Source organism: Arthrobacter sp. E3, from assembly GCF_017353415.1.
In the GTDB taxonomy this organism is placed as follows: domain Bacteria; phylum Actinomycetota; class Actinomycetes; order Actinomycetales; family Micrococcaceae; genus Specibacter.
In genome coordinates this window covers 59,690-73,622 of sequence record NZ_JAFMPX010000002.1, presented here as the reverse complement: position 1 = coordinate 73,622, position 13,933 = coordinate 59,690, and the positions used below count along the sequence as shown (strand labels likewise).

Here is a 13,933-nt window from a genome sequence, read left to right as displayed (position 1 = left end):
GGCGGCAACCCACCCGGGTTGCCGCCTCACCTTTTAAGTATCTGTTAGAGCGTCAGCTCTGACTTGACCACTGCCACCAGGTCATTGCAAATGCGTTCCGCTGTTTCAACGTCCGCGGCTTCCACCATCACGCGCACCAATGGTTCCGTGCCTGAAGGGCGTAGAAGAACTCGACCAGTGTCACCCAGTTCGGCTTCTGCCTTGGCCACTGCCGCGTTGATGGCCGGTATGGATGAAGCCCGGTTTTTGTCGACGTTCTTGACGTTGACCATAATTTGGGGCAGCTTGGTCATGGCCCCGGCCAGTTCCTTGAGCGTCTTGCCGGTCTTGGCCACCTGAGCGGCCAGCTGCAGACCGGTGAGCAAGCCATCCCCGGTCGTGGCGTACTTGGAGAAGATCACGTGCCCTGATTGTTCCCCGCCCAACGTATAGTCCCCACGGCGCATTTCCTCGAGCACGTAGCGGTCTCCAACACCGGTTTCACGGATGGTGATCCCTGCGTTGCGCAAGGCAATCTTAAGTCCAAGGTTGCTCATGACAGTGGCGACAAGAACATCGTCTTTGAGCTCCCCGGCGGCCTTCTGCGCAAGAGCGAGGACGGCCATGATCTGGTCACCGTCAATGACGGTGCCTTCATGATCCACGGCCAGGCAGCGGTCGGCGTCGCCGTCGTGGGCGATTCCCAAGTCCGAACCCGTGGCCAGCACGGTTTCCTGCAACAGTTCCAGGTGGGTGGAGCCTACCCCGTCATTGATGTTCAACCCATCCGGATCTGCGCCGATGACAGTTATTTGGGCGCCCGCGTTGCTAAAGACCTGCGGGGAACATCCGCTGGCCGCACCATGGGCGCAGTCCAGGACAATCTTCAGGCCGTCAAGACGGTGCGGCAAGGTGCCCAGCAGGTGAAGAACATAGCGGTCCTCCGCGTCGGAAAAGCGCTGGATGCGGCCCACATCCACGCCGGTAGGCCGGAACGCGCTGTGTTCCAGTTGCGCTTCAATGGCGTCCTCAACATCGTCCGGGAGCTTAGTCCCGCCGCGTGCAAAGAACTTGATGCCGTTGTCGGGGGCAGGGTTGTGTGACGCGGAGATCATGACGCCAAAGTCTGCGCCCAGATCAGCGATGAGGAATGCGGCCGCAGGTGTGGGAAGTACCCCTGCGTCGTATACGTCGACGCCGGCGCTGGCCAAGCCAGCTTCCACGGCGGCGGCAATGAACTCACCGCTGGCCCGCGGGTCACGCGCAATCACGGCGCGTGGCCGTTTTCCCTCGCTCATCTGCTGATGACCCAATACCACCGCAGCAGCTTGGGCCAGTGAGAGAGCCAATTCAGCCGTCAGCAGGCCATTGGCCAAACCCCGGACACCGTCTGTTCCAAATAATCTTGACATCCCCTTTAGTCTAAATGATGGAACTACGAATATTGGCCCCCGCCCCATGCATCGCTCCCCAACTTCGGCATCTCTTCGCTTTGGCGCCCTCGAAACCGCGTCCAGCCCGCGTGCCTGCGCCTCGCTCGTGAACCCGACGTTGCCCCGCCGCTGGTTCGTGGTCCAAACGCTGGCGTGCGGCGAAAGAGCAGTCTTGGGCCACCAAATGGCAGCGGCTGGACCCAAAAAAAACTCCGTCTCGAAATGAGCAGAGGCAGATCAAAAGAATTAGTGCTTATGGAGCCAAACGCAAATTTCAGCGCCAGCAGTGGTCACAAAAGATTTAGCGCTTGTGGAGCCAAGCGCTAAATCTGTGCGCGGGACCCAAAAAGCCCCCCCGCTCGGAACGAGCGGGGGGGCTTTTTGGGAAGCGCAGATTTAGCGCTTGGAGTACTGCGAAGCCTTACGAGCCTTCTTGAGACCAGCCTTCTTGCGCTCGATGACGCGAGCGTCACGAGTCAGGAAGCCTGCCTTCTTCAAGATGGCGCGGTTGTTCTCAACGTCGATTTCGTTCAAGGAACGAGCAACGCCGAGACGCAATGCACCAGCCTGGCCGGAGGGGCCGCCACCGTGGATGCGGGCCCAAACGTCGTAGGCACCTTCCAAGTCGAGGAGGCGGAACGGATCGTTCACTTCCTGCTGGTGCAATTTGTTCGGGAAGTAGTTGGACAGCTCGCGGCCGTTGACAACCCACTTGCCGGTGCCGGGTACGACGCGGACGCGGGCGATTGCCTGCTTGCGACGGCCAACAGCAGCGCCTGAGACGGTCAGTGCCGGGCGTTCCTTCTTGGGGGCTGCATCGGATGCAGCTGAGCTTTCGCTCGTGTAGCTGGTCAAAACTTCTTCCTCGGCCACAACGGCCTCGGTGTTCAGCTCTTCAGTGTTCTGAGCCACGATTCTCCTTGGTAAATGATTTAGGTGGTGGCCAGGACTACTGGGCGACCTGGGTGATTTCGAAAGTCTGGGGCTGCTGTGCACCATGGGGGTGCTCCGCGCCGCGGTAGACCTTCAGCTTGCTGATCTGGGAATTACCAAGCTTGGTCTTGGGGAGCATACCGGCGACGGCCTTCTCCACTGCACGAACCGGGTTCTTCTCCAACAGTTCTGCATAGTTCACGCTGGACAGACCGCCCGGGAAACCCGAGTGGCGGTATGCGCGCTTCTGCTCGAGCTTGGCGCCGGTGAGGGCGACCTTCTCGGCGTTGATGATGATGACGAAATCGCCCATGTCCATATGGGGAGCGAAGGTCGGCTTGTGCTTTCCACGCAGCAGTGTTGCGGTCTGGCTGGCAAGACGGCCCAAGACTACGTCGTTGGCATCAATGATGTGCCACTGACGGGTGATATCGCCGGGCTTCGGGGTATACGTACGCACGGTTTTTGCCTTCGTTTCTTGTTCTTTGGTGGTGTCACAGATGGTTGACACCTGCTATCTATGCGTTTACCGGAACAGAGGTGAGGGCTCCAACACCAGTCATCCTTACACTTCCCGATAACGCCCATTCAGTGGTAGTCCTGCAACCGGACCTGCAATGGGCGCGTGGCATCGGGATAGGACACGCACAACGACTACCAACACTAGCGTTAATATGCGCCTATGGTCAAAATGGGGTGCCGGGGTGTCCGGCATGAGTCCTGCGCGCTCTGGTGAGAGTGGCTCGTTCGCCAAATTCTGCCGAATCAGGGTAGTTGACTTCCTCGAAAACCAGCGGATGCGCCCCCGCCAGTACCGATTTCGCGTCTCTGACCCCTGCCAACTGTCGCTCGCGCATCCAATGTGGCCCTTCCACGCCCCGCCCCACACGCAACGCAGCACCTGTCAGAGCACGCACCATGTTGTGGCAAAACGCATCGGCCTGGATATTGATATTAATCACACCATCATCCTGCCGTGTGAAGTCGAAGTGTTGCAGCGTGCGGATGGTCGTGGAGCCTACGCGTGGTTTGGCAAAGGCTTTGAAGTCTCCAAGCCCGATCAGCTCCACGGCACCGGCGTTCATCAGGTCCATGTCAAGATCGTGGTTGAACCAGAGCGTTTGCGCACGCTGCAATGGGTCACGGGCAGTAGAACCGTCCGCGATCCTATAGCTGTAACGCCGCCACAGCGCCGAGAACCGGGCATCGAAGCCTGGTGCCGCGGCTGCCACTGAAAGGACCTGCACGGCCCCTGTCAGGTTCCCCAGGACCCGTCCCAGCGCGCCGTTGATCCGGCGTTGCAGAGCCAGGGAAGGCTCGACGTCGTGTCCCCGGTTCAGGGAGTCCCATTCATCCTGCTTGAGGTCAAGATGGGCAACTTGTCCACGGGCGTGCACACCGGCGTCGGTGCGCCCGGCCACAGTGAGCCGCACGCGACGGCGCAGGATCAAGGCGAGAGCCTCCTCCAATGCTCCCTGAACGGTCACCAACCCAGGCTGCACGGCCCACCCGCTGAACGGTCCGCCGTCGTACGCAATGTCCAGCCGGACCCGTACAAGGCCTAGTTCTTCCGGAGAAGGATGGGGATTTTGCATGAACCAATTCTACCGACGCACCGGCGTAGTTCCGAATGCCGCTGCTCCCCTGCAGGACGGCCCAACGCAGAAGGACCCGCCACCCAAACGGGATGACGGGTCCTTCCTGGCAAAACTCAAGCCATGGCTTGGGCCTTACTTGGCTTCTTCGGCAGCTGCCTCTTCAACCTCGGCGGGGGCTTCCTCAGCCACAACCTCGGTCTCGACAACTTCTTCAACCGGTGCTTCTTCAACCGGAGCAGCCTTGGCGGCGGCAGCGGTTGCTTCCTTCACGACGGCCTGCTTGGCGCTGACCGGTTCCAGAACGAGCTCGATGACGGCCATGGGGGCGTTGTCGCCCTTGCGGTTGCCGATCTTGGTGATGCGGGTGTAGCCGCCTTCGCGGTTCTCCACAGCCTTGGCGATGTCAGTGAACAGCTCGTGGACAATGCCCTTGTCGCTGATCAGGCCGAGAACGCGGCGGCGTGAAGAGAGGTCTCCACGCTTGGCGAAAGTTACCAGTCGCTCTGCGTAGGGGCTCAGGCGCTTTGCCTTGGTCAAGGTGGTGGTGATCCGCTTGTGCTCAAACAGAGCGGCGGACAAGTTCGCGAGCATCAAGCGCTCGTGAGCCGCTCCGCCTCCAAGGCGGGGACCCTTAGCGGGTGTAGGCATGGTGTTTCTCCTCAAGTGACAGCCGAACCGTAAAGAACACGTCTAAGTGTTCTCCCGGACGGCTAGAAAATTAGTTGTTCGACTTTAGAGCTCGTCGTCGCCGTAAGCGTCGTCGTTCTCATCAAGGGCTGCGGCATGGGCCGCGAGATCAAATCCTGGAGGGGAATCCTTCAGTGACAGACCGAGCTCAACCAGCTTTGCCTTTACCTCGTCGATGGACTTCGCACCAAAGTTGCGGATATCCATCAGGTCAGCCTCGGAGCGAGCAACGAGTTCACCCACGGAGTGGATGCCCTCACGCTTGAGGCAGTTGTAGGAACGAACCGTCAGGTCCAGGTCCTCGATCGGCAATGCCATGTCTGCGGCAAGAGCGGCGTCCGTCGGTGACGGGCCAATCTCAATGCCTTCAGCTGCGGTGTTCAACTCGCGGGCCAAACCGAACAATTCAACCAGCGTGGTGCCGGCAGAGGCAATGGCATCCCGCGGGGAGATGGCCTGCTTGGTCTCTACATCAACAATCAGCTTGTCAAAGTCGGTGCGCTGTTCAACACGGGTGGCCTCCACGCGGAAGGTCACCTTCAGAACGGGTGAGTAGATCGAGTCAACCGGAATACGGCCGATCTCCTGATCTGCGTTCTTGTTCTGAGCTGCCGAGACGTAGCCACGACCGCGCTCGATGGTCAGTTCGAGTTCAAACTTGCCCTTCGAGTTCAGCGTGGCAATGTGCATGTCGGGGTTGTGGAATTCCACACCGGCCGGCGGTGCAATGTCTGCAGCCGTAACGACGCCGGGGCCCTGCTTGCGCAGGTATGCGACGACGGGCTCGTCATGCTCCGAGGACACGGAGAGTCCCTTGATGTTCAGGATGATCTCAGTGACATCTTCCTTGACACCGGGGACCGTGGTGAACTCATGCAGCACACCATCGAGGCGGATGCTGGTGACAGCAGCGCCTGGGATGGAGGACAACAGGGTCCGACGCAGGGAATTTCCCAGGGTGTATCCGAAGCCGGGCTCGAGCGGTTCGATGACGAACCGTGAGCGATTTTCGGAAACTACTTCTTCAGAGAGGGTGGGGCGCTGTGCAATGAGCACTGGGTTTTCCTTTCAGCGAGCATCCGCTATATGACGCAACACAGGTAGTGGAAATGACGACTGACGAAAGCTGCGGGCGGCGCAGTTGGCCCTCACCAAAGGTGAAGGCCAACTGCGCAGCTCGTTTGTCTCGTTAGACGCGACGGCGCTTGGGCGGGCGGCAGCCGTTGTGGGCGCTGGGGGTGACATCCGAGATGGAGCCAACTTCAAGACCAGCAGCCTGCAGTGAACGGATAGCCGTTTCGCGGCCCGAGCCCGGACCCTTGACGAAAACGTCAACCTTGCGAAGGCCATGCTCCTGTGCGCGCTTGGCAGCGGCTTCAGCAGCCATCTGTGCAGCGTACGGAGTTGACTTGCGCGAGCCCTTGAAGCCAACTTCACCGGCAGATGCCCATGAGATGACTGCACCGTTGGGATCCGTGATGGAAACAATGGTGTTGTTAAAGGTGCTCTTGATGTGGGCCTGGCCCAGCGCAATATTCTTTTTATCCTTGCGACGCGGCTTACGGACCGCTCCACGAGTCTTTGGGGGCATTTTATTCTCCTACGAAAGTTTAATGAGGTGGCGGCACACGCTGAAAATCAGCGGCCAGCCTTCTTCTTGCCTGCGACGGTACGCTTCGGGCCCTTGCGGGTGCGTGCGTTGGTCTTCGTGCGCTGGCCATGCACGGGCATGCCGCGACGGTGGCGGATACCCTGGTAGCTGCCGATTTCAACCTTGCGGCGAATATCTGCTGCTACTTCGCGTCGAAGGTCACCCTCAACCTTGTAGTTGCCCTCGATGTTGTCACGCAACTGAACGAGTTCAGCGTCAGAAAGGTCCTTTACGCGGACGTCCGGGGAGATCCCCGTGTCAGCCAGGACTTTCTTTGCACGGGTCTTGCCCACGCCGTAGATGTATGTAAGCGCTACTTCCAACCGCTTTTCGCGGGGAAGGTCTACGCCAGCGAGACGTGCCATATTTGGCTGCTCCTTGTGTAAACCGGAGGTCGTAGACAGTACACCCGCACATCTTTTTGTGATGCGGCCCTGGCCTCCGACCAGGGGTCCGTTGACCGGTTGCGAATTGCTTCGCCTTCGTCCAACTTGTGCTGCCTTATTAATTTACTTACGTGAGCAATCGCCCGGGTTTTCCTCGAAGAAGAGGAAATTAGCCCTGACGCTGCTTGTGGCGCGGGTTCTCGCAGATCACCATGACTCGACCGTTACGGCGAATCACCTTGCACTTATCGCAGATCTGCTTGACGCTCGGCTTGACCTTCATGGCATTCCTTTGCGTGATTGCAGTTGTGGTTATTTGTAGCGGTAGACGATACGACCACGGGTGAGGTCGTAAGGGCTCAGCTCCACCACAACTCGGTCCTCAGGAAGGATACGAATGTAGTGCTGGCGCATTTTTCCTGAGATATGGGCAAGAACGATGTGCTTGTTGCTCAGCTCAACGCGAAACATCGCGTTAGGCAGCGCTTCAGTCACAACGCCCTCGATCTCAATGACCCCGTCTTTCTTGGCCATATCCTCCGCTAACTTTGTTGCGCCGACATAGGCAGTCCCGAGAGGAACCGATTTCAGATCGGCGTTCGATTTGCTACTGATTATTGTTCGTCCGAACGCACTCAGCATGTATGGCGTAACGCCAAGCACCGCTGCGCACCCCACAAAAGAGCAGGCACAGACAACCAACAACCTACTCTAGTGCAATTTGACCATTAAGTTAAATTGGTCCGTGCTGTCAACCGTCAGGGAATGGACGGAGGGTTCCGGCTGGAGTTTCCACAGCCGTGGCCTGCGCCACACCGTCGAGAATGGCCACGCGAACCGCTTCGGCCGCGGCGCACTGAAGTTCAATGAGTGCGGCAACAGGAACGCCCGGGTTCAGCACCAGTGCGTCGGCACAGGTGGCCAGGACGAAGATCGTATCCCCATCCGCCAGGGTGTGGACGGGGTTCAGGGCTCTGGCCATCCCGGCATGCGCGGCGGTGGCTGTGCGCTTCGCTTCGGCGACGCTCAGTACGGCGTTGCTGGCCACCACTGCGAGCGTGGTGTTCAGCCCCTCCCCCGGCATGATCGCGGCGGCACCTGGCTGCCAGGGGATCCCGGCCGCATTCACCACGGCAAGGGCACCCACCACAATGTGTGAGTTCTCCCCCGTGAGCCTCACTGACGCCGTTCCCAGACCGCCTTTAAAGTTCCCCGCCCCAATGGCTGCGCCCGTCCCTGCGCCTGCATTTCCGCGTTCGACGTCGGCCCCCTCGGCTGAGTCTGCAGCGTCAAGTGCCGCTTCATAACCCATGTCGGCATTGGGCCTGTTCGCAAAGTCACCTCCACGCCCAAGGTCAAAAATCGCGGCTGCGGGAACTATGGGAACCACGCCGCCCGGGACGGGAAAACCCCGCCCATGCTCCTCGCACCAACGCTGGACGCCGCCAGCGGCGGCAAGCCCGTAGGCACTACCGCCCGTCAGGGCCACAGCATCAACAGTGGGGACCATGGTGGTGGGGTCCAGCGCGTCCGTCTCATGGGTGCCAGGGCCGCCACCACGGACGTCGACGGATCCGATGGTCCCAGGAGGTGGTAGAACCACGCTCACGCCCGTCAGCCAGCCGTTGGTCTTGCGCCGAGCCTGCCCTACCCTCATACCGGGAACATCGGTAATGGATCCGGGGCCGCTCGGTACCGGCTGTTCGCTCATGTCCCACTCCTAGGCTGTGGTCTCCGGGTATGCAAGTCTTCCGGCCACCCTACCCGGCCCGGCACCATTGGGAGGGGCTGTTGGGCCCACGCGCCCGAGGGCCCCCATTTCGGCTCGCTCTGCGAACCGAAACGGTGAGGGCGTGGGGACTAGTCCAGGGGGACCGGAGTGACGCCCCACGGCGCAAGCCGCTCCGCGCCGCCGTCGACCGCGGTGAGTACCCAAATACCCTTGGCGTGCACGGCAACGGAGTGTTCCCAGTGGGCTGCACGGGCCTTGTCTGCGGTGACCACCGTCCAGTCATCCTGCAAGGTGACCGTCTCCAGCCCCCCACGGACCAGCATGGGCTCCAACGCCAGACACATGCCGGGCTTCAGCTTGGGCCCGCGGTGCTTGGAGGAGTAGTTCAGCACGTCCGGGGGCATGTGCATGGCAGAGCCGATGCCGTGGCCAACGTAGTCTTCAAGGATGCCCAATTCCGGTCCGGGCTGGGATGTGACGTAGTCGTCGATGGCATCGCCGATGTCGCCCACGTACTTCGCACCGGCCATTGCTGCGATACCGCGCCACATGCTTTCCTCAGTGATGTCGGACAAGCGCCGGTCGGCGGGGTCTTCGTGTTCAGGTCCGCCCACAATGACGCTGCGTGCCGAGTCTGAATGCCAGCCTTCAACAATGGCGCCGCCATCGATCGACAAGAGGTCTCCGGTTTTCAGGACGCGGGGTCCGGGAATTCCGTGAACTACTTCCTCATTGACGGAAGTGCAGATCGAGGCTGGGAAGTCGTAGTAGCCCAGGAAGTTGGAGGTGGCTCCGGCCTTCTTCAGTTCGGCAGCGAAGATCGCATCCAGTTCGCCGGTCGTAATGCCAGGCACTGCTGCCGCGATGGTGGTCTTCAGTGCAGCGTCGAGGATCAGTCCGCTACGGTGCATGATGCGCATTTGTTCGATGGTCTTGTATTCAATTCTTTGCTGGCCAAACGCCATGAAAGAATCCTTTCGCTAAGGAAATGATGGAGGGCTCCTCCCCATAGTGCGGGAAGGAGCCCTCCTTCAGAACTGGGCGCCTATAGGGCGCCGTTTGAAAACGCTTTGCCGCCCTTAGGCAGTCTTGACCTTCTTGATGGCGTCCATGATGCGTGCAGTCACGTCGTCCATTTCACCCAAACCGTCGACCTTGGCCAGAATGCCTCGCTCCGCATAGCGGGACACTACAACTTCAGTCTGTTCACGGTAGAGATCCAGGCGGTGCCTGATGACGGCTTCGGTGTCATCACTGCGCCCGGTTTCCAAGGCCCGTCCCAGCAACCGCTTGACGAGTTCTTCATCGTCGGCTGTGAGCTGGACTACAACATCAAGGCTTACTTCGGCAGAGGCCAGGATGTCATCAAGTTCATCGACCTGGGGAGAGGTGCGCGGGTACCCGTCAAGCAGGAACCCGTCCGCCACGTCGCTTTGTGCCAGCCTGTCGCGAACCATGCGGTTCGTGACGCTGTCCGGCACAAAGTCGCCGTTGTCCATGTACTTCTTCGCTTCCAGACCCAAAGGGGTTTCACCCTTGACGTTGGCACGGAAAATATCTCCGGTGGAGATGGCAACAATGCCAAGCTCCACACATATCCGATCCGCTTGCGTACCCTTACCTGACCCGGGAGGTCCAATGATCAACATTCTTGTCATCGCAATAACCCTTCATAGTGGCGCTGCTGGAGTTGCGCATCAATCTGCTTGACCGTCTCCAAGCCCACACCCACCACAATCAAGATTGAGGTTCCACCGAACGGGAAGTTCTGGTTTGCCCCAACCAGGACAAGTGCGATGAGGGGGATCAGGGCGACGATGCCCAGGTAGAGCGCGCCCGGCAGCGTGATGCGCGAGATAACGTACTGCAGGTAATCCTGTGTGGGACGTCCGGCACGGATGCCGGGGATGAACCCACCATACTTCTTCATGTTGTCGGAGACCTCTTCAGGGTTGAAGGTGATCGCGACGTAGAAGTAGGTGAAACCAACGGTCAACAAAAAGTACATCAACATGTAGATCGGGTGATCTCCACGAGTCAGGTAGTTGTTGATCCATTCAATCCACCAGGGCGGGTTCGAGCCATCTGCCGGTGTGGCGAACTGCGAAATGAGCGCCGGCAGGTACAGCATCGATGATGCAAAGATGACCGGGATAACGCCGGCCATGTTCACCTTGATGGGAATGTAGGTGCTGGTGCCACCCATGGTGCGGCGGCCAATCATCCGCTTGGCATACTGAACGGGCACTCGACGCTGGGACTGTTCCACGAAAACGACAAGGGCAACAACCAGCAAGCCAACGACCATCACGATCAGGAACGTGCCCCAACCCTGGGTCTTCAAAATAGCGCCGAGGGCGGTGGGGAACTGAGCTGCAATGGCTACGAAGATCAGCAACGACATGCCGTTGCCGACACCCTTTTCAGTGACGAGCTCACCCATCCACATGATCAGGCCTGATCCTGCGGTCAACGTGATGATCAGCAACAAGATGGTGACCAGGTTGTCGTTGGGTATCAAGGCACCAGGCTTGCCTGCAGCGCCACACCCGGCAAAGAGCTGGCCGGAGCGTGCCAGCGTCACCAAGGTGGTGGCGTTGAGCAGACCCAAGGCAATGGTGAGATAGCGCGTGTACTGAGTGAGCTGGCTCTGGCCCTGGGCGCCCTCAAGGTGAAGTTCCTGGAAGCGGGGGATCACAACGCGCAGCAACTGCACAATGATGCTCGCGGTGATGTAGGGCATGATTCCCAACGCAAAGATGGAAACCTGAAGCAAGGCGCCGCCGCTGAACAGGTTCACAAGCTGGTAGATACCTTGGCTTGTGTCAGCAGCGTTCACGCACTGTTGGACATTTCGGTAATCAATTCCGGGCGATGGGATGAACGCACCCATGCGGAAGATGGCAATAATTCCCAGCGTGAACAACAACTTGCGTCGCAGATCAGGCGTGCGAAAGGCGCGGCCAAATGCGGTAAGCAAGCGTCCTCCTGATATGTAGTAAGGGTGGTGGGTTCTCAACGGAAGCCCAAGGAATGATTCTAGTGGGTGATCCAGCTCGCATAGAAACTATGACAGTTCAAGGGAACTGAGGGACACCCTGGGCGATTCTGTTTAGGTAAAACGAAAGACCCTTGGCGGGCGGAACATAAGCTCCGCCCACCAAGAGTCTAGTCGCTAGATGTGCGCATTTGTGAACTTTTTACAGTTCGGTGGTTGTTCCACCTGCAGCAGCAATCTTCGTAACGGCGCTGGTGGAGAATGCATCGGCAGCAATATCAACCTTGACGGTGATCTCGCCGGTGCCGAGCACCTTCACGGGCTGGTTCTTGCGAACGGCACCCTTTGCAACCAGGTCCTCGATGGTGACAGTGCCACCTTCGGGGAAGAGCTCGTTCAGCTTGGCCAGGTTTACAACCTGGAACTCCACGCGGAACGGGTTCTTGAAGCCACGCAGCTTCGGCAGGCGCATGTGCAACGGCAACTGGCCGCCGGCAAAGCCAGCCTTGACCTGGTAGCGGGCCTTGGTACCCTTGGTACCGCGACCGGCGGTCTTACCCTTGGATGCCTCACCACGGCCAACACGGGTTTTAGCCGTCTTGGCGCCAGGTGCGGGGCGCAGGTGGTGAACCTTGAGCGCATTCTGCTTCTCAGCAGTTTCTACAGTCTTCTCAGTAGCCACTTTTACTTAGCCTCCTCGACCTTGACAAGGTGCGGAACCGTGTTGATCATGCCAACGGTCACTGCATCGGCAACACGGACGACAGAGTCGCCGATGTGCTTCAGGCCCAGTGAGCGAAGGCAATCCTTCTGGTTCTGCTTGACGCCAATGACGCCCTTGGTCTGCGTGATTTCAAGCTTCTTGGCAGAAACCTGAACATTTTTCGGTGTAGTCATTACAGACCTGCCTTTTGCATATTGCGCAACAGCACGGCCGGAGCTACCTCGTCCAAAGGCAGGCCGCGGCGAGCCGCAACAGCCTTCGGGTCTTCCAGGGCCTTCAAAGCGGCAACAGTTGCGTGAACAATGTTGATGGCGTTGGAGGAACCCAGTGACTTGGACAGCACGTCATGGATGCCAACGCATTCCAGGATGGCGCGAACCGGGCCACCGGCGATAACGCCGGTACCAGCTGCAGCCGGACGCAACAGAACGACGCCGGCAGCGGCTTCACCCTGTACGCGGTGCGGAATGGTCTTGCCAATCAGCGGGACGCGGAAGAAGGTCTTCTTGGCTTCTTCAACACCCTTGGCGATGGCGGCCGGAACTTCCTTGGCCTTACCGTAGCCAACGCCAACCAGGCCGTTGCCGTCACCAACGATGACGAGCGCGGTGAAGCTGAAGCGACGACCACCCTTGACAACCTTGGCTACACGGTTGATGTTGACAACGCGCTCGATGAACTGGCTCTTCTCAGCCTCACGTCCACCGTCGCGACCGCCGCGGCCACGGCCACCGTCGCGACCGCCTTCGCGGCCTCCACGAGCACCGTCGCGACCGCCACGGCCACGGGCGCCATCGGCGCCTGCAGCTGTTTCGGTCTTTGCGGCTGCACCGTCAGCTGCAGTTGCTTCTGACACAGTGTTCTCCTTGTTAGTGTTCTCGGTCACAGTGCCAGACCGCCTTCACGTGCGCCATCAGCAATTGCTGCGACACGGCCGTGGTAGCGGTTACCGCCACGGTCGAACACAACAGCTTCGATGCCGGCAGCCTTGGCGCGCTCAGCAATGAGTTCGCCAACGCGCTTGGCCTTGGCGGTCTTGTCACCGTCAAATGAGCGCAGGTCTGCTTCCAGGGTCGATGCCGACGCCAGGGTCAGGCCCTGGGTGTCATCAATGACCTGCACGAATACGTGGCGTGCTGAACGGTTGACCACCAGACGCGGACGTACAGTGGTGCCGCTGACGCGCTTACGAACGCGCAGGTGACGACGGCCGCGTGCTGCGGCCTTGGACTTTCCTCTTACGGACAGTGCCATGGTTACTTACCAGCCTTTCCGACCTTGCGGCGGATGATTTCGCCGGCGTAGCGTACGCCCTTACCCTTGTACGGGTCGGGCTTGCGCAGCTTGCGGATGTTGGCAGCAACTTCGCCCACCTGCTGCTTGTCAATGCCTGACACGGAGAGCTTAGTGGGGCTCTCAACTGCCAGTGTGATGCCCTCGGGTGCCTCAATGACAACCGGGTGGCTGAAGCCCAGAGCGAACTCGAGGTTCGCACCCTTGGCGACTACGCGGTAACCGGTACCAACAATTTCCAGCTTCTTCTCGTAGCCCTTGGTGACACCGATGATCAGGTTGTCAATGAGGGTGCGAGTCAAACCGTGGAGTGAACGCGAGTTGCGCTCATCGTTGGGGCGGCTAACGCTGATGGTGTTCTCTTCGAGAGCAACCGCGATGGGGCTGGCAACAGTAAGCTGCAGCGTTCCCTTCGGGCCCTTGACGGAAACCAGGTTATCTTCAACCTTGACCTCGACGCCGGCAGGCACGGAGATGGGGAGACGTCCAATACGTGACATTTTTCTTTCCCTTCTCTCT

The 13,933-nt window shown here is 59.5% G+C and carries 19 protein-coding genes; all 19 read right to left on the bottom strand.

The genetic code is table 11. The annotated features are described in order from the left end of the window. Positions 1 to 44 precede the first annotated feature (44 nt). The 19 genes from glmM to rplF all read right to left on the bottom strand — a co-directional run bounded on the left by glmM (position 45) and on the right by rplF (position 13,914). Entirely contained in the window at positions 45 to 1,391 is a 1,347-nt protein-coding gene (gene glmM, locus JMA46_RS01590; RefSeq protein ID WP_207343541.1) for a phosphoglucosamine mutase, read from the bottom strand. Positions 1,392 to 1,808: 417 nt separating this feature from the next. Next, entirely contained in the window at positions 1,809 to 2,324 is a 516-nt protein-coding gene (rpsI, locus tag JMA46_RS01585) for a 30S ribosomal protein S9 (RefSeq protein WP_207343540.1), read from the bottom strand. Between the two features lie 37 nt (positions 2,325 to 2,361). Continuing rightward, complete coding sequence (rplM, locus tag JMA46_RS01580; protein ID WP_207343539.1) at positions 2,362 to 2,805, bottom strand: 50S ribosomal protein L13; 444 nt, start codon at positions 2,803 to 2,805, stop codon at positions 2,362 to 2,364. Positions 2,806 to 3,031: 226 nt separating this feature from the next. Next, positions 3,032 to 3,940: a tRNA pseudouridine synthase A gene (locus JMA46_RS01575; RefSeq protein WP_207343538.1), complete on the bottom strand. Its 909-nt coding sequence runs from the start codon at positions 3,938 to 3,940 to the stop codon at positions 3,032 to 3,034. A gap of 135 nt (positions 3,941 to 4,075) precedes the next feature. Continuing rightward, positions 4,076 to 4,591 carry a 50S ribosomal protein L17 gene (gene rplQ / locus JMA46_RS01570; RefSeq protein ID WP_207343537.1) on the bottom strand — a complete coding sequence of 172 codons (516 nt, stop codon included), beginning with the start codon at positions 4,589 to 4,591 and terminating at the stop codon, positions 4,076 to 4,078. Between the two features lie 84 nt (positions 4,592 to 4,675). Then, the gene (locus tag JMA46_RS01565; RefSeq protein WP_207343536.1) at positions 4,676 to 5,686 is read right to left on the bottom strand and encodes a DNA-directed RNA polymerase subunit alpha; all 1,011 of its coding nucleotides are present in this window, start codon (positions 5,684 to 5,686) and stop codon (positions 4,676 to 4,678) included. A 133-nt stretch (positions 5,687 to 5,819) separates the two neighbouring features. Continuing rightward, the gene (gene rpsK / locus JMA46_RS01560; protein WP_038464649.1) at positions 5,820 to 6,221 is read right to left on the bottom strand and encodes a 30S ribosomal protein S11; all 402 of its coding nucleotides are present in this window, start codon (positions 6,219 to 6,221) and stop codon (positions 5,820 to 5,822) included. A gap of 47 nt (positions 6,222 to 6,268) precedes the next feature. Then, the gene (gene rpsM / locus JMA46_RS01555; RefSeq protein ID WP_038464651.1) at positions 6,269 to 6,646 is read right to left on the bottom strand and encodes a 30S ribosomal protein S13; all 378 of its coding nucleotides are present in this window, start codon (positions 6,644 to 6,646) and stop codon (positions 6,269 to 6,271) included. 190 nt (positions 6,647 to 6,836) lie between these two features. Then, positions 6,837 to 6,950, bottom strand: coding sequence for a 50S ribosomal protein L36 (rpmJ, locus tag JMA46_RS01550; RefSeq protein ID WP_011775570.1), 114 nt, complete (start codon positions 6,948 to 6,950; stop codon positions 6,837 to 6,839). A 29-nt stretch (positions 6,951 to 6,979) separates the two neighbouring features. Then, the gene (gene infA / locus JMA46_RS01545) at positions 6,980 to 7,201 is read right to left on the bottom strand and encodes a translation initiation factor IF-1 (RefSeq protein ID WP_207343633.1); all 222 of its coding nucleotides are present in this window, start codon (positions 7,199 to 7,201) and stop codon (positions 6,980 to 6,982) included. A 217-nt stretch (positions 7,202 to 7,418) separates the two neighbouring features. Then, positions 7,419 to 8,378, bottom strand: a complete 960-nt coding sequence (locus JMA46_RS01540) for a P1 family peptidase (protein ID WP_207343535.1) — start codon at positions 8,376 to 8,378, stop codon at positions 7,419 to 7,421. 149 nt (positions 8,379 to 8,527) lie between these two features. Beyond that, positions 8,528 to 9,364: a type I methionyl aminopeptidase gene (gene map / locus JMA46_RS01535; protein ID WP_207343534.1), complete on the bottom strand. Its 837-nt coding sequence runs from the start codon at positions 9,362 to 9,364 to the stop codon at positions 8,528 to 8,530. Positions 9,365 to 9,478: 114 nt separating this feature from the next. After that, entirely contained in the window at positions 9,479 to 10,057 is a 579-nt protein-coding gene (locus JMA46_RS01530; protein ID WP_247646957.1) for an adenylate kinase, read from the bottom strand. Then, positions 10,054 to 11,379, bottom strand: a complete 1,326-nt coding sequence (gene secY, locus JMA46_RS01525; RefSeq protein WP_207343533.1) for a preprotein translocase subunit SecY — start codon at positions 11,377 to 11,379, stop codon at positions 10,054 to 10,056. The genes JMA46_RS01530 and secY overlap by 4 nt, the downstream gene beginning before the upstream one ends. A 220-nt stretch (positions 11,380 to 11,599) precedes the next feature. Next, positions 11,600 to 12,079, bottom strand: coding sequence for a 50S ribosomal protein L15 (rplO, locus tag JMA46_RS01520; RefSeq protein WP_207343532.1), 480 nt, complete (start codon positions 12,077 to 12,079; stop codon positions 11,600 to 11,602). A gap of 2 nt (positions 12,080 to 12,081) precedes the next feature. Beyond that, positions 12,082 to 12,294 carry a 50S ribosomal protein L30 gene (gene rpmD / locus JMA46_RS01515; protein WP_207343531.1) on the bottom strand — a complete coding sequence of 71 codons (213 nt, stop codon included), beginning with the start codon at positions 12,292 to 12,294 and terminating at the stop codon, positions 12,082 to 12,084. Next, a complete protein-coding gene (rpsE, locus tag JMA46_RS01510; protein ID WP_207343530.1) occupies positions 12,294 to 13,007 on the bottom strand; it encodes a 30S ribosomal protein S5 in 714 nt (237 codons plus the stop codon). Before rpsE ends, rpmD begins: the two co-directional genes overlap by 1 nt. Continuing rightward, positions 13,004 to 13,375: a 50S ribosomal protein L18 gene (gene rplR, locus JMA46_RS01505; protein ID WP_207343529.1), complete on the bottom strand. Its 372-nt coding sequence runs from the start codon at positions 13,373 to 13,375 to the stop codon at positions 13,004 to 13,006. The genes rpsE and rplR overlap by 4 nt, the downstream gene beginning before the upstream one ends. A 2-nt stretch (positions 13,376 to 13,377) precedes the next feature. Next, positions 13,378 to 13,914 (bottom strand): 50S ribosomal protein L6, encoded by a 537-nt coding sequence (gene rplF / locus JMA46_RS01500; RefSeq protein WP_207343528.1) that lies wholly within the window; start codon positions 13,912 to 13,914, stop codon positions 13,378 to 13,380. Positions 13,915 to 13,933: the final 19 nt, after the last annotated feature.

Excerpts from the sequence above, each read along its gene's own strand:
- rplF (WP_207343528.1), bottom strand. The coding sequence starts at position 13,914 with ATGTCACGTATTGGACGTCTCCCCATCTCCGTGCCTGCCGGCGTCGAG.
- rpmD (WP_207343531.1), bottom strand. The coding sequence starts at position 12,294 with ATGACTACACCGAAAAATGTTCAGGTTTCTGCCAAGAAGCTTGAAATC.
- rplQ (WP_207343537.1), bottom strand. The coding sequence starts at position 4,591 with ATGCCTACACCCGCTAAGGGTCCCCGCCTTGGAGGCGGAGCGGCTCAC.
- JMA46_RS01530 (WP_247646957.1), bottom strand. The coding sequence starts at position 10,057 with ATGACAAGAATGTTGATCATTGGACCTCCCGGGTCAGGTAAGGGTACG.
- rpsM (WP_038464651.1), bottom strand. The coding sequence starts at position 6,646 with ATGGCACGTCTCGCTGGCGTAGACCTTCCCCGCGAAAAGCGGTTGGAA.
- rplR (WP_207343529.1), bottom strand. The coding sequence starts at position 13,375 with ATGGCACTGTCCGTAAGAGGAAAGTCCAAGGCCGCAGCACGCGGCCGT.
- glmM (WP_207343541.1), bottom strand. The coding sequence starts at position 1,391 with ATGTCAAGATTATTTGGAACAGACGGTGTCCGGGGTTTGGCCAATGGC.
- rpmJ (WP_011775570.1), bottom strand. The coding sequence starts at position 6,950 with ATGAAGGTCAAGCCGAGCGTCAAGCAGATCTGCGATAAGTGCAAGGTG.
- rpsK (WP_038464649.1), bottom strand. The coding sequence starts at position 6,221 with ATGCCCCCAAAGACTCGTGGAGCGGTCCGTAAGCCGCGTCGCAAGGAT.
- map (WP_207343534.1), bottom strand. The coding sequence starts at position 9,364 with ATGGCGTTTGGCCAGCAAAGAATTGAATACAAGACCATCGAACAAATG.
- JMA46_RS01540 (WP_207343535.1), bottom strand. The coding sequence starts at position 8,378 with ATGAGCGAACAGCCGGTACCGAGCGGCCCCGGATCCATTACCGATGTT.
- infA (WP_207343633.1), bottom strand. The coding sequence starts at position 7,201 with ATGGCCAAGAAAGACGGGGTCATTGAGATCGAGGGCGTTGTGACTGAA.
- JMA46_RS01575 (WP_207343538.1), bottom strand. The coding sequence starts at position 3,940 with ATGCAAAATCCCCATCCTTCTCCGGAAGAACTAGGCCTTGTACGGGTC.